Genomic DNA, 17,627 nt, shown 5'->3' with positions numbered 1-17,627 from the left:
AATTTATCTTAGAATTACTCCTTACCAAATTTTTGATAAATTGCACAAAGGCGACTGGGTTTAAAAATCTTAGCACTAAACATGAAATTTGGTGGGACGTTGATGATGGCATATTCATCAGATTCATGATACTTTTCAAATTCTGCTGGCATTCCTTTAGTGGTAGTTAAGCTATAAGGAACTGGTTGAAAAAGTAATTCTGTAAATTTAACTTCCTCACACCGCAACTGTTGACAAATTTGGTTTAAGAAAGCAAGGCTTGTCAATAAATTGAATAGAGTTTCTTGAGCTTGTACTTCAAGAGTGAAACTGCCATCAAAGTTGTGGATGATTTTAAGGGGCATTTTCTGTGTAGGTAGTTATTAACGAATAAGTGATGATAGAGGATAGGCAACATATTGCACATGGTCATCAAAAAATGCTAGCCAATAAAGCCAATCTTTTTAAGCAGATGAGCTTTGTGAAAAATCACTGCTTTAAGATCAGCCTATTGGATTGTGGGACTTCTGTCACCTATAGAAGGAAGCTGGCATGATTAAGAATCGTGAAGTTGAGTAGATTTTTAGGAATAGGTGATTTCTCCTTAACGCTGTGCTGACAAACTTTAGATATTATACTTAAAAATATTAATATCAAATCCATAACTAGGTACAAGGAAAATCATTTCTTCAGTATGGAGTAAAATAAAAGGCATATGGGATACAGACCTAGACGGTGTTCATCCATACTCCAAACTTATATTTGGGCATTTAGATATTTGGCTTGAAGAAATTGCAGCCCCAAATTCAGTTTTTTTCCTGTTCAGAACTTTAAGTTTCATGTTCTGAGGTTGAATGATCGAGTTGTAAAGGCGTAAGCGTAGCCCGTCGGAGACATCGCTCTACTTTAGAGTGTAAATCTATTGGCGATCGCATGGAACGCACTACCAGAAGCGAGTAAGTCGATGCATTAAGAGGGTTTAGACAAAAAACACCCAGAAAAAGAAAAAGTCTCAAATCTATTTTCATATATGATGCATCTTCATACAGAATTGGTTTAAGTAAGTTGGTGCAATAAAACCAAACTGTGTAAAGAAAAGTAAATATGGTTAAAACTCTTTTTCTCCCCCTGCCCCCTGCCTTATCCCAATAATAATTATTTACGCCGACCTACTTACCTACCGATGACCCCAGAACAAAAGCAAGCCTTTCAAGGACATGTTGAGTTACCTCAAAAAGTGAGATGCTCCCATATTTGTTTTGATTTTGTTTACAGCCTTTTTAATAAATCTATTAGTTTTAGCCATCATACTTGGCGCTTTGATATTTTTTGGTTTTTGCTCTGGATTTTTCAAGAACCGATAATATAAAAATTCATTTTTATACCGAATGTTAACATCCTCACCTTGAGAAACTCGAGTAAAATCAATTGAAGGATAATTCATGTAGTGAAGGCGATGGATATTTTTTAATCCATCTTGATTGTAAAGAACATTATTAATATTAACGAATGGATCAACATCAGCACAGTTGCCAGTCCTGTCCTGTCCATTGGGGCTAAGGGTAAAGTTAAATAATGGGTGATTACATCGCAAAGTCATATAGCTAAATAAGTCTGCATCACACCACCATGAATGATTGTTGATCCAGGTATACTCTTGCTTATCTACCAAAAGCTCTCTGAGCGTTTCTAATTGATTATCCCTAAAAATACCACTTTTTGAACCGAAGAAACTAGAGCAATGTAACTGAGAGCGAATCTCAGATTCTGACAAAGAAATTTTCTGTTCAATTAAAGAAAAATTTAATGCTGCTACAGGAGTTGGTTTGCGATGCTCCCAATCGTCAAACACAAAGTCATAATCGTCTAACTTCTCTAAAACTCTATCCAAGGAACTCATGGCTAAACTGTCGGCATCATAAAACACAAATCTATCAAAATTGCCATCAAAAGCAGACATCTTTCTAAATAAATTGCTTTTTTTATACCATTTAGAATGCCCTTGAATTTTCTGATGTGCCTTAGGGTGTGCATTCCAAACTTGATTATAAAATTCTTCCCAACGCTGCATTGATGTTTTGTTTTCAAATAAGCAAACATTTTGCCTAGAATTAACTTCCTGCTTCACAAGTTGTAACTTTTCATCATAGGGAATAATACAAATAGGAATATCCGCGCCAACATTCACCTCAATGCTATTGAGTAAAGCAACTAGCTGATCGTAAACGACATCATTAGCCAGGGTATAAATACCGAAAGGTTCCATTTTCATAAATCCTTTTTATTTTTATTTTTTCAGTAGTGACAATGTGAGAGTTTCTCTATTTGCTATTGTTCCCAAATTACGAGTGTTGTGAACACTTAAATATGAGATATAAGACTCCGGTTTTATTTTTGAAAAAATTCCGTACACTCCATTTGTGACAGGTTAAGATAAAATCATTTTTGTCAATAGTAATAACGCTGTTAATTAATGCGGTGCGTAAGTGTAGTATTAAAGGTAAAAATGAGTCTCACTTTTTTGATGACGCGCAGGCGTAGCCTGCCGTAGGCATCACTAGCCCAAAAATTGTGTTTTTCACCCCCGTTTTCGACAAAATTTTAAGCACTATTACTTATTGATAAATTGTTTATGACCTTAACCTGTCAAGGATGCGTACACTCTGTTCTTTTGGACAAGATGGACAGCTTACTGGTGGTGATTACCGTGATCAGGCGTTGGATATTGACCATTTTTTGAATTCAAAATTCAAAATTCAAAATGCACGTATTAAGAAGAAAACTAATGCAATAATTGATTAATTCTGGGTGCAAGCCCCCACTGAACGAAGTTCAGTGGTCAACAAGAAAGTGGTGGGTTCAAGCCCCCACTGATAGCGCAGCGTTAGCGACTGTGCGTAGCGTCTTGCAATTTTGAATTGATAATTTTGAATTTTGAATTGTTATGACATAAGGATTCACCCTGACTTGATCGGACGAGGAAAGGGTGCTGAGTATACCAATGCGTATTGGATGCAGACAGTTTATTTAAGCCAAAAGCTTTTCGGGTGACAATCACGGCATTCAACAAGCGTGCGATACGGGTATGGCAGAAATTAGGATTCGAGCATCAGCAATCGGTAAAGGAGTATTGCCTTAATAATTTAGAACTTCCCAAACCTCCAAATGTACCCATTCTAATACACTGGATAGAATATCTTTGATTATGGGCACTAAAACAGGGTACGCATCTTAGCAGCCTCACCGATAGCGTACCCCTACTCAAAAGCAAGCTACGCGTAGCGTCTGGTAGAGAAGCATAAAGCCTTCTTCTAACAAAGACGCTGCGCGAACGGCATAGCTTCTCTTCTTAAGCTGCACCAACGCTTAGAGCGAGTCTTGTCTGCGACACGCTATTCGCGTTCAAGCCTCGCAGCCCGTTGTGGACATCGCCCAATTTTTAAAATTTCGCTTAGAACAACCCTAGCCATATCTCAACTGACACTTAAAACAGCAGATGGTAGACCATCAATGTCAGAATACTGAATCATAGGATGGGAAAATAAAGGTGAGTAATGCCCACCCCCAAACTTGCTGGGCCATTCACCCAAGACAGATAAACAGCAATTTTATCAGTCAAAATTATGACTTCAACCGTTCCCTCCCAAACTCGAAAGCCACCCACCCAAGCAAAAGGAGCCAAAATTTTCCACTCCTGTAACATCATTAGTCTGTTTATCATGCTCACTAGTGGACTACAAATTTATAACGCCAACCCTGTTTTTGGTGGACGTTCAGGTCTGCACATTCCTCCGATATTTACCTTAGGAGGTTGGCTGGCAGGAGGTAGACACTGGCATTTTGCGGCAATGTGGCTATTCTCGCTGAATCTTTTGTGGTATGGAATTTATGTTTTAATTACCCGGCGCTGGCGACATCGATTTGTAGGTGCCAATGACTTCAAAGCATTACAAAAAACTCAAAATTCCCAGCGCCTAATTTATGCTTGGCATCGTATTGTCTATACAGCAATTATTCCTATTTTGCTGCTGGCGTTATTTACAGGAATAGGAATGTATAAACCTGCTCAATTTCCCTGGATTGTCGATCTATTTGGCAGTTGGCAAGCATTGCGAATTGTTCACTTTGCCTCAGTACCGATGGTTATCTTATTTGTAGTGATTCACTCTCGATTAGGACGTAAAGCTGGAGGTACTCAACTAATAGAATCGATGTTTTGGTAAACGAACTATGGTCACAGAGATGGAGAGAGGGGGGATGCAAAGACGCAATGACCAATGACCAATAACTAATGACTCTTTTTTTAAAACGAAAATTATGAACTTTTTTGATAAATTGAATCGTAATATCTTGCAAAATCAAAGCTTACTGTTTGTAGGACTTGATCCAAATCCAGAGATGATGCCTGTACGTTATGAATCTGAAGAACTCATCGCTGGTTTGGAGAAGTGGTTACAATTCATTATTGCTGAAACTTCTGATTTCGTCTGTGCCTATAAACCGACATTTGGCTTTTATGAAGCGCTAGGTATTCCAGGTTTAAAACTGCTCAACAAAACTTTAGCAGCTATTCCAGCCCACATCCCAGTTATTTTAGATGTCAAACACAGTGACCTAAATACTAGTACCATCTTTGCCCGGACTGTGTTTACAGAATGGCAGGTGGATGCAATCACTCTCAGTCCCTATACAGGACAAGATCATGTAGCACCTTTTTTGGTATATCCTGATCAAGCGGTGTTTATTTTATGCTGTACTTCTAATCCAAGTGCAGAAGCTTTACAGCAATACCCTACAAACGAATCACCTCTTTATTTACAGGTGGTAAAAGAATCAAAAACCTGGGGGACTCCAGAACAATTAGGTTTGGAAGTAGGAACTACAGATCCTGAAGTTTTAGCACTTATTCGCTCAATTGCTCCTGAACGAATTATTATGGCGCGTAGCATCTGGGCAGAAGGCCCAAACCTGAAGCAAATTTTAGAAGCAGGTTTAAATGCTAACGGTGATGGTTTGCTGATTCCTGTTCCTCAAGATATGTTGGGAAATACACAACTATCTAAGGAAATCCAGTCTCTACGCGCAGAAATTAATCAAATCAAAGCTGAAATTATTCACGAAAATTCCACATGTTCTGTGTGGTTTCCTGATGTTTGTTTGCTAAATCAGCACCCCCAACAGGATTTGATTTTACAACTTTATGACATTGACTGTATTATGTTTGGCAGCTTTGTTCAAGCATCAGGAGCGATATTTCCTTATTACATCGACTTACGCAAAATTATTTCCAATCCCCAAGTTTTTAATCAAGTTATCACTGCCTATGAAGATATTTTGAAGAACCTGAATTTTGATAGGTTAGCAGGTATTCCCTATGGTTCATTACCTACTGCTACTGGTTTATCTTTGCGTCTTAATTGTCCGATGATTTTTCCCCGTAAAGAGGTGAAGGCACACGGAACTCGCAGAGTAATTGAAGGGAATTTTCATCCTGGTGAAACAGTTGTGGTAGTTGACGATATTCTCATCAGCGGCAAAAGTGTTATAGAAGGGGCAGAAAAGTTGGAATCAGCAGGATTAAATGTTAATGATATTGTGGTATTTATCGACCATGAACAAGGAGTGAAAGACAGGTTACAGCAAAATGGTTATCGAGGTCATGCAGTTTTAACTATTTCTGAAATCACTAATACTCTATATCAAGCAGGCCGAATAAGTGAGGAGCAATTTTTAGCTTTTGCTGAAACTTAGTAATTGAAATAATCGTAAGTAAGGAGTAGGGAATGGGGAAAGATTTTTCTTATCTACTTCCCATTAAGCATATTTAATTTCCAGGTTCAATCTAGTAGCTAGCATAATTTTGATTTTTAAATTGATTATGAATTTTTCACTGAATCAACTACTTAGATGGTTAATTTTTACGCTGCTATTTCCTCTAGTCTTTCTGAATGGTTGGCTAGCATTTTTGCTTGTTAAAAATTTTCAACCTGTTGTAACAATTCTTGTCTTGGCGACTTTGCTTGCATTCGTTTTAAACTATCCTGTTTCGATTCTCCAAGAGCGGGGAGTTAAACGCAGCTATGCAGTAGCATTAGTTTTTATATTAGCATCAGTAATTTTCATTGCTCTGGGTATCACCTTAGCGCCCATTATTTTAGAGCAATTTAATGAAATGGTTAAAGTCCTTCCCCGATGGATTGATTCTAGTGAAGAAAAACTTCAGATTGTAAATGATTGGTTTTTTAGACATAAATTGAATGTGAATTTCAGCCAGTTAGTAACACGAATAACGGATCAACTACCAACTGAACTAGAATTTATTTCAGATAAACTTTTAAGTATTATCATAGATACAATTGATAGTATTTCTGAGGCATTAATTACGGTAGTACTGACATTTTATCTATTGTTAGATGGTCCAAGAATTTGGCAGGTAATATTTAAAAAGTTACCTGGAAGTTTTGCTCAGAAGGTCAGTCAATCTATTCAGCAAAACTTCCAAAATTACTTGATTGGTCAGGGAACTTTAGCTTTGCTGATGGGAGTTTCAGTAACATTATTGTTTTTAGCTTTTCAAGTCCAGTTTGCTTTACTCTTTGGTTTGACAGTTGGGCTTTTGAGCTTAATTCCTTTTGGTGATGTCGTCAGTCTTGTTGTAATAACTTTAATAATAGCCACACATGATTTTTGGTTAGCAGCAAAGGTTGCTGCGGTAGCTGTTGTGATTGATCAATTAATTGATCAGGCGATCGCACCGCGTCTTTTAGGTAAATTTACTGGTATTGGACCAATATGGGTGTTAATTGCTTTGCTTGTAGGAACTAATGTTGGTGGAGTCTTAGGTTTACTAGTCGCAGTACCTGTGGCTGGTTTTATCAAAGATGTAGCAGATGGTTTTTCTAAATCTGGTGATTCTGAGAATGTAGTTAAGAGTGAAGTAGCATCAGAATTGTTGTCAAAGGAATCAATATCGCAATGATTTGTTGATTTAGGAAACTCCAAAAATTAAATTACTCAATTCGTGCATCCAATACGACTATCAGATTTTTTCTCCCCCTGCTCGCTCGCCAAAGCAATTGATTATTTTTTTATTTGCAAGTCCCTTACGTGGAATACAAAGCGTTCGTAGGGTGTGCTATTGCATCCAAAAGAAAATTGCATAAAAAAACCCCCAGTATTTCTACCGGAGGTGAAAGAATAATACCATTTCACTTTATGTTTGTCGCAGATGCCCCTGCTTGCGCCTCTACTTAGACTAAAGGCTGGAGTGTTTCTCAAATATTACAGCAAAAAGTGAGCAGGTATAATTATTAGCCAACATTTGCCAAGAGTAATTCTCGTTTTTCTGATTTTTGTACTCTTACCTGAGAGTCATCATCAACATCGATAATCGCTGTGTCTCCATCTGTAATTTCACCAGATAGCATTGCTTCAGCCAGAGAATCTTCTAGAAGGCGCATAATTGCCCGACGTAATGGTCTAGCACCATAGCTGGGGTTGTAGCCTTCTTGGACCACACGCTCTTTGAAGCGATCGCTAACTTCTAGGATAATTCCCTTTTCCGTCAAGCGGCTAGCAACATCGCGAAGCATAATTTCTGCGATTTGCTTAACTTCATCCTTGGAAAGCTGGGTGAAAACGATAATCTCATCGAGACGGTTGAGGAACTCAGGACGGAAGTAAGCTTTCAATTCCTCATTTACCAGGGTACGGATGCGGTTATAACTAGCGTCGGCTTGAGTGTCGAAGTCAAAGCCTAAACCACTACCACCTTTTTCAATCACCTTGGAACCGATGTTGGAAGTCAAAATGATCAGCGTGTTCTTGAAGTCCACTTTCCGACCTTTGGAATCGGTAAGTTGACCGTCATCCAAGAGTTGCAGCAGCATATTGAATACATCGGGGTGAGCTTTTTCGATTTCGTCGAATAGCAACACTGAGTAAGGTTTCCGCCGCACGGCTTCAGTCAGTTGTCCGCCTTCATCGTATCCCACATAACCTGGAGGCGAACCAATTAGCTTGGCGACGGTGTGGCTTTCCATGTATTCAGACATATCTAGGCGAATCATCGAGTCTTCCGAACCGAAGAAGTAGGCAGCTAATGCCTTCGCCAATTCTGTTTTACCGACTCCAGTGGGCCCAGAGAAGATAAAGCTAGCAATGGGACGATTGGGATTTTTTAATCCGACGCGGGCGCGACGGATACCGCGAGATACAGCCGAGACTGCTTGCTCTTGACCGATAAGCCGCTGATGCAGAGTCTCTTCTAGGTGCAGGAGCAACTCTGACTCAGATTCAGTTAGCTTGTTGACTGGTACACCAGTCCAAGAGGCAACGATTTGGGCAATGTCTTCTTCGTCAACGACAGTGGAGTTAACAGGTTGATCGTTTTGTGTAAACGTTGCTTGCAGTTGTTCTGCGAGTTCTAACTCTTGGTCACGCAGGCTTCCAGCTTTGTCAAAATCTTGGACTCTGACTGCTGCTTCTTTAGCTTTGGTAACGCCAGCGAGTTCACGCTTGAGTTCTTTGTTCGGAGAATTTTGAGAGTTCCGCAGACGAACGCGAGAACCAGCTTCATCAATCAAGTCTATTGCCTTGTCTGGCAAGAAGCGATCGCTAATATAGCGGTCTGATAGTTGTGCTGCTGCTACAAGTGCCGCATCAGAAATTGTGACTTTGTGGTGCTGTTCATAAGCGCCGCGCAAGCCGTAGAGAATTTGTACGGTTTCCTCTACTGAGGGTTCCCCGACCATAATCGGTTGGAAACGACGCTCTAGGGCGGCATCGCGCTCGATATGCTTACGATACTCATCGAGGGTAGTTGCGCCGATGCACTGGAGTTCACCTCGTGCTAAGGCAGGTTTGAGGATGTTGGCTGCATCCAAGCCACCTTCTGTACCACCAGCGCCAACCAAGGTGTGAATTTCGTCAATCACCAAAATTATATTGCCCACAGTGCGGACTTCTTCCACGACTTTTTTGATGCGTTCTTCAAAATCACCACGGAAGCGAGTTCCAGCTACCAATGACCCCATATCGAGGCTGACAACTTGCTTGTCTTGCAAACTTTCAGGAACATCCTGGTTGACAATCCGTTGAGCTAGACCTTCGGCGATCGCAGTTTTACCAACTCCTGGTTCTCCAATCAACACTGGGTTGTTCTTAGTGCGGCGACCAAGAATTTGGATCGCACGCTCAATTTCCTTCTGACGACCGACTACCGGGTCGAGTTTGCCTTCTTGGGCTAATTTGGTCAAATTCCTGCCAAACTCTTCCATAGTTAGCGGTTGGGTACGCTTTTGACTACCACTACCAGCGAAAGCTGGTGCATTTTCACCCAAACGGCGAACTATGGCACTGCGGACACTCTTGAAGTCAACCCCTAGATTTTGCAGTACTTTGGCGGCGACACCTTCACCAGCCTCGGTCAATCCTAAAAGTAAGTGTTCAGTGTTAATGTAATTCTGTCCCAGACTATGAGCTTCTTTAAACGATTGCTCAAACAAGCTTTTTACCTTGGGTGTAAAAGGAATTTCTGGTGGTACAAAGCCAGAACCCCTACCAATAATTTTTTCTACCTCGCGACGTGCATCTTTGAGGGTAACGCCTAATTCAGCCAGCACTTTAGCAGCAACCCCTGTTCCTTCTCCCATCAAACCCAGGAGAATTTGTTCAGTTCCTACAAAGTTATGTCCCAGGCGACGTGCTTCCTCCTGAGCTAGCATAATTACTCTAATGGCTTCGGAAGTGAAGTGTTCAAACATAGCGGGTTCTTGCTCCCTAGCTGCTTGGACTTTGGGTGAGATAAAATTCACCCTCATCTAAAGTTTTTTGTATTTTCTTAAGAACAATGTAACTTTATTTAAAGTTGAGTGGCAGTGGTGAGAGCCGTAAGACCTCAGGTGTAGTTGCCGTCTGATAGGAGTGCTGAGTGATGAGTATAGTAGCTAGGAAGTGAGTAGTGGTTAATTTAACAATTAAGCTTTCAGTGTTTGGTGATTTACCTTTGCCTTTTTTGCTCCTCTGCTCTGGGCTAAACTAAAAACTCAGGATTTAGCACTTAACACTCAAGACTGACGATGACTGAAGCAACGGCCGGTAAAGACCAACAACATCCTCTTTATAACCGCGATCGCCCCCTTATTGATATTTTACTCTCTCAAGAGGCGACAGACTATAACTTAGCAGAATTGGCTAGACTGCGAATGCGTTATCAAGGGTTTCCAGGGGCAAGAGACATCCAAAAAGACCTAGATAAAGTCTTGCAGCAGTGGGGTTTGACCGAAGCCGAGCTTTTTGAGAAAACTCGCAAAATTCACGATTTAGGGGGAATTTATAAAAGTCGCGGCAAGAAAGAGGAACAGGATTGGAATTAGGGAATGGGGCATAAGAGGCAGGGGGGCTTTTAGCTGGGAGCAGAGGGGAAAGAGGTAATTTTTCTCCCCCTTGTTCCCTCTTCCCCCTATAGTCCCCCTGCTCCCCGGCTTCCTCCTTACTCCCCACTCCCTACTGGAATGATGATGGCTAATTCTGTGCCTTTGCCTAACTCAGATGTCACTGTGAGTTGCCCACCATGTTTTTCTTCGATAATCCGCCGGGAAATCGACAATCCCAAACCTGTACCTTTCCCTACTGCCTTGGTAGTAAATAAGTAACCAAACAGTTTTTGCTTGACATTTTCCGACATTCCCTCGCCATTGTCTTGAATTCGGATCAAGACGTGATGCCGATCTTCAGACAAGGTGGTGGCAATTGTGATGCGATTGGGATTGTCCTTGATTTGTTGAAAACTACGCTCCTGATTAGATTCTTCCAAAGCATCAATAGCGTTGGCAATCAGATTCATAAATACTTGGTTGAGTTGCCCAGGAAAGCATTCTAATTGAGGAATGTCTCCGTAATCTTTGACTACTTCAATCTCAAGATGATGCTCATTGGCTTTTAATCGGTGCTTCAGGATGAGTAATGTACTTTCAATGCCTTCATGAATATTAAAAGGAACTTTGCGATCGCTATCTCCCCTGGAGAAGGTGCGGAGACTGGCGCTAATTGCTCGGATGCGATCGCTACCTTCTTTCAGGGAAGAGATGAGTTTAGGCAAGTCTTCTTGCAGGTATTCTAAATCGATTGTGGCGATCGCTTCCTCAATTTCTGCTCCCGGCTCAGGAAAGGTTTGCCGATAAAGGTCGATTAGTGCCAACAAGTCGTGAATATATTCCTGAGCAGGTTTCATATTGCCTGCAATAAAGTTAATCGGGTTATTAATCTCGTGGGCAATAACTGTAACGAGATTACCCAGTGTTGACATTTTTTCCTTTTCCAGGAGACTGTATTGTGTCTGTTGCAGGTTATGTAATACTTGAGTTAACTGTGCTGCTTGTTGTTTTATAGTGATTAAATCGCGATATGACCTTAAAGCAGCGATCGCACTTGTAATTAACTTTTGGCGAGTCAGTTCCAGCTTCAGCTTATAATCATTGATGTCATAATTCAAAATCACTGATTCTTCAGGCGCATCTCCTGGTTGTCCTGTGCGTAAAATCACCCGCACAATCTGATTTTTCAACTCTTCCCGAATATACTTAACCACCCTTAACCCAGCATCATTAGTTTCCATTACCACATCTAATAAAATAAACGCGGTATCTGGGTGAACTACAATCAGCTTTTTCGCTTCTGTTCCCGAAAAAGCCGAGAGAAAAGTTAAAGGTTTGCCCTCAAAGGTAAAACTTCTCAAAGCCAGCTTGGTTGCTTGGTGGACTTCAACATCATCATCCACAATCATCATTTTCCAAGCTTCAGAAGTCTCTTGTCCCTGACTCTCTACCTCTAACAGAGTTAAGTGAGTTTTATCACTTATCTGCTCTTGTTCATCTTCAGACACGAAGACTTCATCATCTGTCGGTAAAAGAGACATATGGGTATCGTTAAGCATTGTCAAGCAACTTTGTTAAAAAGAACAAGAAAATTTAATAGTTTATGGACAGAGGTAGTGTCACTCTAAATAGGGTTCCCTTTTCTACCTCACTGTGAACATGAATTGTCCCTTGTAGCTTTTGAGTGACTAAGTTGTAGACAATATGCAGACCTAAACCACTGCCTCCTTGTTGCCTAGCAGTGGTGAAGAAAGGCTCAAAAATTTTGTTTAAGTTTTCTAGTGGAATGCCGCAACCATCATCGCTATATTGAATCACAATACACTCGCCTTCTTGCCTCACCTGAATACGTAACTGCCCTGATTCGTGAAGTTGATAGGCATGAGTTAAAGAATTCATCACTAAATTGGTGAAAATTTGTGCTAAAGCCCCAGGATAGCTGTTGATGGTGACAGTTTCATCTCCGGTCACAGTCAGGGTATGGGAAGCTTGTTTTAGTTTGGGAGTTAAGCTGGTGACAATTTCTTCCAAATACTGTTTGACTAAAAATGTTCGGTGTTCCAAACTAGTCTGATCCACAGCTACTTGCTTGAAGCTTTGCACCAGTTCTCCGGCACGATTGAGGTTACTGAGAATCAGGTCAGTACTTTCTCTGGCAATCTCTAGATAGTTGTTTAAGACTGAACGCTTTAATTGACCTTGTTCGACAGCCGTAACAAACAAACGGGTTTCGTCAGCCAGGGTAGCGCTCTTTCATCACTCTCATGATAGAATAAAACAATAATCCTTACTACACAAGACTTTCAGTCCAAAGAGATGATTTTGTCCATAATGTTAGAAAATAAAGCTCCAAACCCAGTTTCTGTGCCTTGTTTAGAAGTTAGTTAAAATTTTTATTTGACCAGAGTGATGAAAAAGGGGTAGAGGCGACAGTGATACTGGTGCCGACAGGTGTATTGATTTCATGAGCAACTCCAGCCACAAGACCACCCAAAGCCGCCATTTTCTCAGATTCCACCAGTTGCTTTTGGGTAACTTTCAGGTCTTTTAGAGCTTGAGACAGTTCTTGAGTTCGTTCGGTTACTTTTTGTTCTAAGGTGTTGTAGAGGGTAGCATTTTCAATAGAGATAGCGGCTTGGGAAGATAGCAAATTCACAACTTCCATCCGTTCTGGAGTGAAGGCTCCAGTTGTGAGATTATTTTCCAAATAGACAATCCCGATCAATTTGCCTTGATTGAGCAGGGGAAAACTCAAGATAGATTTAGGTTGCTGTTGATGAATGTAAGAATCACGAGTGAAGTTACCTTCATTAGCAGCGTCGCTTAATACAACACTATCTTTGGTACGAACAACGTAATCGATAATAGCATTAGATAATATTGGTTTACTGAAGGTTTCGATAGGGATAGCTTCTCTGACTTTAACTGCATCTGAGTCAATTGTTCCTGATGCTGCAATCTGCCATTCTTCCTGTTGGTTGAGAAGTAAATAACCCTTTTCTGCCCCAGCATTTTCGATGACGATTGTCATTAATCTAGTCAGTAAAGTATCGAGCTTGATTTCTCGCCCCAGAATGTGGGAAGCTTTGAGGACGCTATTTAAGTCTAAGGAAGTTGATTGAGTGGTACTACTAGTAGAGATGGTTTGAAAGGTTGAAAATTGAGAGTTTCTTTGGGCTTGGGTGAAAAATTGGGGATAGCGTTTTTTTAAATCTACTACTTTTGCTTTAGCTCCCCAGTGAGTGTAGGCATAACAGGCATTGAGTAGATAATCTTGGGCAATTCTGTCTTTGCCCCATTGGAGATAAAATCTGGCAGCGAGTTCATTAGCGATCGCTTGTTCGTTAAGATATTCATGTTCTGTGGCTTTGGCGATGGCGCGATCGTACATCTCAATAGCCTCTGCTTTTTGCCCTAAGACGCGATGCCGTTCAGCTTCCACTAAATAAAATTTGTGCAAGAAATTCATCGGCGCGTGCTGCGCCCATTTCTGCATTTTGGCTTGATTGACTGTGACTTTTTCTAATAAGCCTTTTTGTGCTGACGGCAGCGCCTGAGAATATAAAGCTAAGGCTGTCAGAGAATCGTATAAATTGAAATGTGGTACGATTGTGGATGCCATTACTGCATTTAGATACTTTTCCAACTCTTGGGCATTAGCTGCGGCTTGCGGGAAATCTTGGAAAAGATAGCACAGAACAAGCTTTGAAAAATATAAATGTGCCAGACCGTTGCGATCGCTAGCTTGCTGATGCCAGAGTAGCATTTGCTCCTCCCGATAAGCTGCCCCACTTAAAAGACAAGTATTTTCAGTTGCCTCTAGCAGATTTAAGGTTAACTGCCAATAAATAGCTAGATATTCAACAGCCATTTTGTTTTGAACTTGACGGAAGGTATGATGATAGCTAGCAATTTGCCGTTCAACTTCTACCAAGTTTTCTCCACACACCCAGGAATGCGCGATATTATAAACAGCACAAAGACCGGAAAATTCTATATCTCCTCGGTTTCTACCAATTTGATAGGCTTCTTTTAAGGGCTTGATGGTTTTCTGGACTGGTTGTTGCCAATGGCAGATACAAACATTAAAGACAAAGTTGATATGACATTCGAGATATTGAGCATCGTAAAGTTCTAACAGGCTCAAAGCAAGTTGACCAAATTGATAGCCCAATGGAATCTCTGCTAAGGCTCCACAGAGAATTAAACCGTACGTCACATAGCCAATTGTTGATAGTGCCGTATTGCCATGTTCCAGAGATAAATTCACCATCTTTAAAATCAAGAATGGGACTACCTCATGTCCTCCCCGAAAGGCAGGTGACATGATGCTAGAAATAATTTGCATCGCTGCTAGTTGTTGATCTGACTGCATTTGAGGCAAGTTGATCAGGTGTTTAACTTCCCTTCCTGCCAAATGAACTGCTGTTTGCTGTAGCGCTTTGCTCAGTTCTAAGGGACTCAGAGGAGAGGGAAAGTTAATTCCCAAAGCTTGTAGCACTTCTAAACCAGTTGTGGTAGCTGCTTGCAACTTGCCCTCAAGTGTAAGGGCTATGATTTTGATCTCATAAACTTTCACCTTGTTTAACAAAGTTTTAGCGTGTTGCAGTACCTCTTCTACCCATCTATTCATTTGTGTGAAGTCATTACACAGAAGTGCTGCTTCTGCTGCTGACTCAAATAACTTTAATGTGAGGTCATAGTTTGTTTGCCAAGAGTCTGCTGCTAGTAATTGAATGCCCATTAAAAAATATCCCAAAGCCGCTTCATAAGCAGCAGATGCCTTGGCTTTACGTCCTGCTAATAAATTAAAATTTGCTAATTCATCCTGTTCGCTTTGAGTGTTAATTAACTCTGCACCAATATTTAATTGGTTAACAATTTCAAAAATTTTCTCTTCTTGCTGTGCTGCTGATGTGTTGCTCAACATCAGTCGCCCAATTTTCAGGTGGGTTGCTTTCTTTTGTGCTTCTGGAATCAAAGAATAGGCAGCTTGTTGGACGTGATCGTGCTGGAATTTACAACTAGCTTCACTAACTTTTTTTTCATCCTTGATAATTCTCAGATAATATTGATTATTTGCAGGGACAATTAAACTTTCTTTTAGTGCTGGTAATAAGTGGTCTAAGACCTGCTTGGCTGATTGCTCAGAAATGACTGCCAAGGTGGACAAATCAAAGTTATTGCCCATACAAGCAGCTAACTGCAAAATCTTCTGAGTATCCTCTGCTAAATTGACAATTTGTCTGGTCATTAACTCCACAACATTATGAGTAATGTCCTTGGCTTGAATCTGCTCTAAATCCCAATACCACTTTCTTTGTGTATAGTCAAAGCTGAGTAACGTTTCTGTATAGAGAGATTTGAAAAATTCACTGGTAAAGAAGGCATTTCCCTGAGTTTTCTCAAAAACCAAATTAGTTAATGCCTGACTAAATATAGTTGAACAGGACAATGCTTCTGCAATTAAAGCATTTACATCCTTTAGAGTCAGGTTTTTTAGATGAATCTTGGATATAGATCCTCCCTCCTTCTCAATCTCGTCCAAAGTCATTACCAATGGATGGATGAAATCTACTTCATTATCTCGATAGGCTCCGACGATGAGTAAATTTTGAATGTTGCGATCGCCTAAAATAATCTTGAGCAGTTTGAGCGAGGCGCTATCAGCCCATTGCAAATCATCAATGAAGAAAACTAGGGGATGTTCAGCCTGACAAATAGCCTTAATAAAATTTTGAAAGACTAAATTAAAACGGTTTTGGGCTTCTTGTCCACCTACTTGAGCTACAGGAGGTTGTTCACCAATCACCAATTTTAAATTGGGAATGACATCAATTAAAACCTGTCCGTTATTGCCGACAGCAGCTAATATTTTTTCTTGCCATTGTTTGAAAACTGATTTGCTTTCAGTCAAGAATTGATTACACAGGTAATTGAACCCTTGAGAAATGGCGTAGTAGGGAATATTTTTTTGGTACTGGTCATATTTACCAGTAATAAAATTGCCACGTTTGACTGTAATGGGTTTATGAATCTCATTTACTAAAGCTGATTTGCCCACTCCAGAATAACCTGCAACTAACATCAGTTCAGTAGTGCCGTTGGTAATGCGATCAAAAGCCGCCAATAGTGTCTTTAATTTTGGTTCCCGCCCATAGAGTTTTTGCGGAATTATAAACCGATCAGATACATCCTGACTACCCAACGGAAAGACATCGATTTTGCCATTGATTTGCAGTTGATGCAAGCATTCTTCTAAATCTGCCTGAATGCCAGAAGAAGACTGATAGCGGTCTTCGGCATTTTTAGCCATCAGTTTCATCACAATATTACAGAGGACTTGGGGAATAGGTTGTTCATTTTTGAATTTTGAATTTTGAATTTTGAATTGATCTGGTTGTTTAGCAATATGAGAATGAATCAACGCTAGAGCATCATCCCCTTCAAACGGCACTTTTCCTGTTAGTAACTTATAAAAAGTCACTCCTAAAGAATAGAAATCGCTGCGATAGTCAATCGCCCGATTCATTCGACCTGTTTGCTCAGGAGAAATGTAAGTAATAGTGCCTTCTAGAATATTAGGATTTTTGAATGATTGGGTTTCTCGTGACAGAACAGTAGAAATACCAAAATCGATAATTTTAAGTTGTTTGGTGTTGGGGTTAAAGACAATATTTGAGGGGTTAATATCTTTATGGATGATGTTAGCGGCATGGATTTCTCTGAGGCTTTCGACGATAGAAATACCCAACTGGAGAAACTGTTCTAACTCCATTTCTCCAGCTAACTGCAATTGAGCTAAAGAACTACCGCCGAAATTTTCTAATACTAAGACTGGTCGTTGTTGGTGAATTTCCAAAGCGTAAACTTGGACAACTCCTGTGAGATGGAGATTGTGGATAATGTCATATTCACGCTGGTAACAAGCAATGCGTTCTGGTGAAGGATAGGCATCTCGCAGGGTTTTGAGAATTACAGGTTGGTCATCGGCTTCCCTGTAGCCTCGATATATCAAAGAGTTGCTGCTTTCATCGATTTGGTCAATAATTTGATAGCCGGAAAGCGTGAGCATAGTTTGGGTACTCCTCAAAAGTGGGTTAATACTGTCCCAGTTACTTTGTTAGAGTTAGTGTACCCATTCAGCTTGGTAGAGTCTTAAGCAGGTGCAGCGCTAATTCTGGAGATTTTGCTACTAAGTCATTTTCAACTAAAAATCAAATTACTGTAGTAGGTGGCACAGCTAAAATAGTGGAAATTTTCATAAGTTAA

At 40.4% G+C, this 17,627-nt stretch carries 10 protein-coding genes; 4 read left to right on the top strand and 6 right to left on the bottom strand.

Translation table 11 applies throughout. The annotated features are described in order from the left end of the window. Positions 1–14: 14 nt before the first annotated feature. On the bottom strand, positions 15–344 hold the full coding sequence (locus V7L29_RS09455; RefSeq protein WP_334689015.1) for a hypothetical protein: 330 nt from the start codon (positions 342–344) through the stop codon (positions 15–17). 860 nt (positions 345–1,204) lie between these two features. Beyond that, positions 1,205–2,251: an Npun_R2821/Npun_R2822 family protein gene (locus V7L29_RS09450; RefSeq protein WP_442944163.1), complete on the bottom strand. Its 1,047-nt coding sequence runs from the start codon at positions 2,249–2,251 to the stop codon at positions 1,205–1,207. A 1,351-nt stretch (positions 2,252–3,602) separates the two neighbouring features. On the opposite strand from V7L29_RS09450, the gene V7L29_RS09445 reads away from it, so the two are divergent. The 3 genes from V7L29_RS09445 to V7L29_RS09435 all read left to right on the top strand — a co-directional run bounded on the left by V7L29_RS09445 (position 3,603) and on the right by V7L29_RS09435 (position 6,958). After that, a complete protein-coding gene (locus V7L29_RS09445) occupies positions 3,603–4,202 on the top strand; it encodes a cytochrome b/b6 domain-containing protein (protein WP_334735279.1) in 600 nt (199 codons plus the stop codon). A gap of 94 nt (positions 4,203–4,296) precedes the next feature. After that, complete coding sequence (locus tag V7L29_RS09440; RefSeq protein ID WP_334735278.1) at positions 4,297–5,730, top strand: bifunctional orotidine-5'-phosphate decarboxylase/orotate phosphoribosyltransferase; 1,434 nt, start codon at positions 4,297–4,299, stop codon at positions 5,728–5,730. A 127-nt stretch (positions 5,731–5,857) separates the two neighbouring features. After that, positions 5,858–6,958: an AI-2E family transporter gene (locus V7L29_RS09435; RefSeq protein ID WP_334735342.1), complete on the top strand. Its 1,101-nt coding sequence runs from the start codon at positions 5,858–5,860 to the stop codon at positions 6,956–6,958. 331 nt (positions 6,959–7,289) lie between these two features. Here the strand turns inward: V7L29_RS09435 and V7L29_RS09430 are convergent, their stop codons facing one another. Beyond that, the gene (locus tag V7L29_RS09430; protein ID WP_334689026.1) at positions 7,290–9,743 is read right to left on the bottom strand and encodes an ATP-dependent Clp protease ATP-binding subunit; all 2,454 of its coding nucleotides are present in this window, start codon (positions 9,741–9,743) and stop codon (positions 7,290–7,292) included. A 315-nt stretch (positions 9,744–10,058) separates the two neighbouring features. Here V7L29_RS09430 and V7L29_RS09425 point away from each other — a divergent pair, with 315 nt between their 5' ends. After that, positions 10,059–10,355 (top strand): DUF3288 family protein, encoded by a 297-nt coding sequence (locus tag V7L29_RS09425; RefSeq protein ID WP_334735277.1) that lies wholly within the window; start codon positions 10,059–10,061, stop codon positions 10,353–10,355. Between the two features lie 116 nt (positions 10,356–10,471). Here V7L29_RS09425 and V7L29_RS09420 read toward each other — a convergent pair whose 3' ends face one another. From V7L29_RS09420 to V7L29_RS09410, 3 genes are all read right to left on the bottom strand, one after another. Continuing rightward, complete coding sequence (locus V7L29_RS09420) at positions 10,472–11,914, bottom strand: ATP-binding protein (protein WP_334735276.1); 1,443 nt, start codon at positions 11,912–11,914, stop codon at positions 10,472–10,474. 34 nt (positions 11,915–11,948) lie between these two features. Then, positions 11,949–12,578: a sensor histidine kinase gene (locus V7L29_RS09415; RefSeq protein WP_334735275.1), complete on the bottom strand. Its 630-nt coding sequence runs from the start codon at positions 12,576–12,578 to the stop codon at positions 11,949–11,951. 157 nt (positions 12,579–12,735) lie between these two features. Then, on the bottom strand, positions 12,736–17,430 hold the full coding sequence (locus V7L29_RS09410) for an ATP-binding protein (protein WP_334735274.1): 4,695 nt from the start codon (positions 17,428–17,430) through the stop codon (positions 12,736–12,738). Positions 17,431–17,627: the final 197 nt, after the last annotated feature.

It is taken from the genome of Nostoc sp. (genome assembly GCF_036916575.1).
In the GTDB taxonomy this organism is placed as follows: Bacteria; Cyanobacteriota; Cyanobacteriia; order Cyanobacteriales; family Nostocaceae; genus Nostoc.
This window is presented reverse-complemented; position numbering and strand designations above follow the sequence as displayed.

Excerpts from the sequence above, each read along its gene's own strand:
- V7L29_RS09420 (WP_334735276.1), bottom strand. The coding sequence starts at position 11,914 with ATGCTTAACGATACCCATATGTCTCTTTTACCGACAGATGATGAAGTC.
- V7L29_RS09440 (WP_334735278.1), top strand. The coding sequence starts at position 4,297 with ATGAACTTTTTTGATAAATTGAATCGTAATATCTTGCAAAATCAAAGC.
- V7L29_RS09450 (WP_442944163.1), bottom strand. The coding sequence starts at position 2,251 with ATGAAAATGGAACCTTTCGGTATTTATACCCTGGCTAATGATGTCGTT.
- V7L29_RS09455 (WP_334689015.1), bottom strand. The coding sequence starts at position 344 with ATGCCCCTTAAAATCATCCACAACTTTGATGGCAGTTTCACTCTTGAA.
- V7L29_RS09410 (WP_334735274.1), bottom strand. The coding sequence starts at position 17,430 with ATGCTCACGCTTTCCGGCTATCAAATTATTGACCAAATCGATGAAAGC.
- V7L29_RS09425 (WP_334735277.1), top strand. The coding sequence starts at position 10,059 with ATGACTGAAGCAACGGCCGGTAAAGACCAACAACATCCTCTTTATAAC.
- V7L29_RS09430 (WP_334689026.1), bottom strand. The coding sequence starts at position 9,743 with ATGTTTGAACACTTCACTTCCGAAGCCATTAGAGTAATTATGCTAGCT.
- V7L29_RS09435 (WP_334735342.1), top strand. The coding sequence starts at position 5,858 with ATGAATTTTTCACTGAATCAACTACTTAGATGGTTAATTTTTACGCTG.
- V7L29_RS09445 (WP_334735279.1), top strand. The coding sequence starts at position 3,603 with ATGACTTCAACCGTTCCCTCCCAAACTCGAAAGCCACCCACCCAAGCA.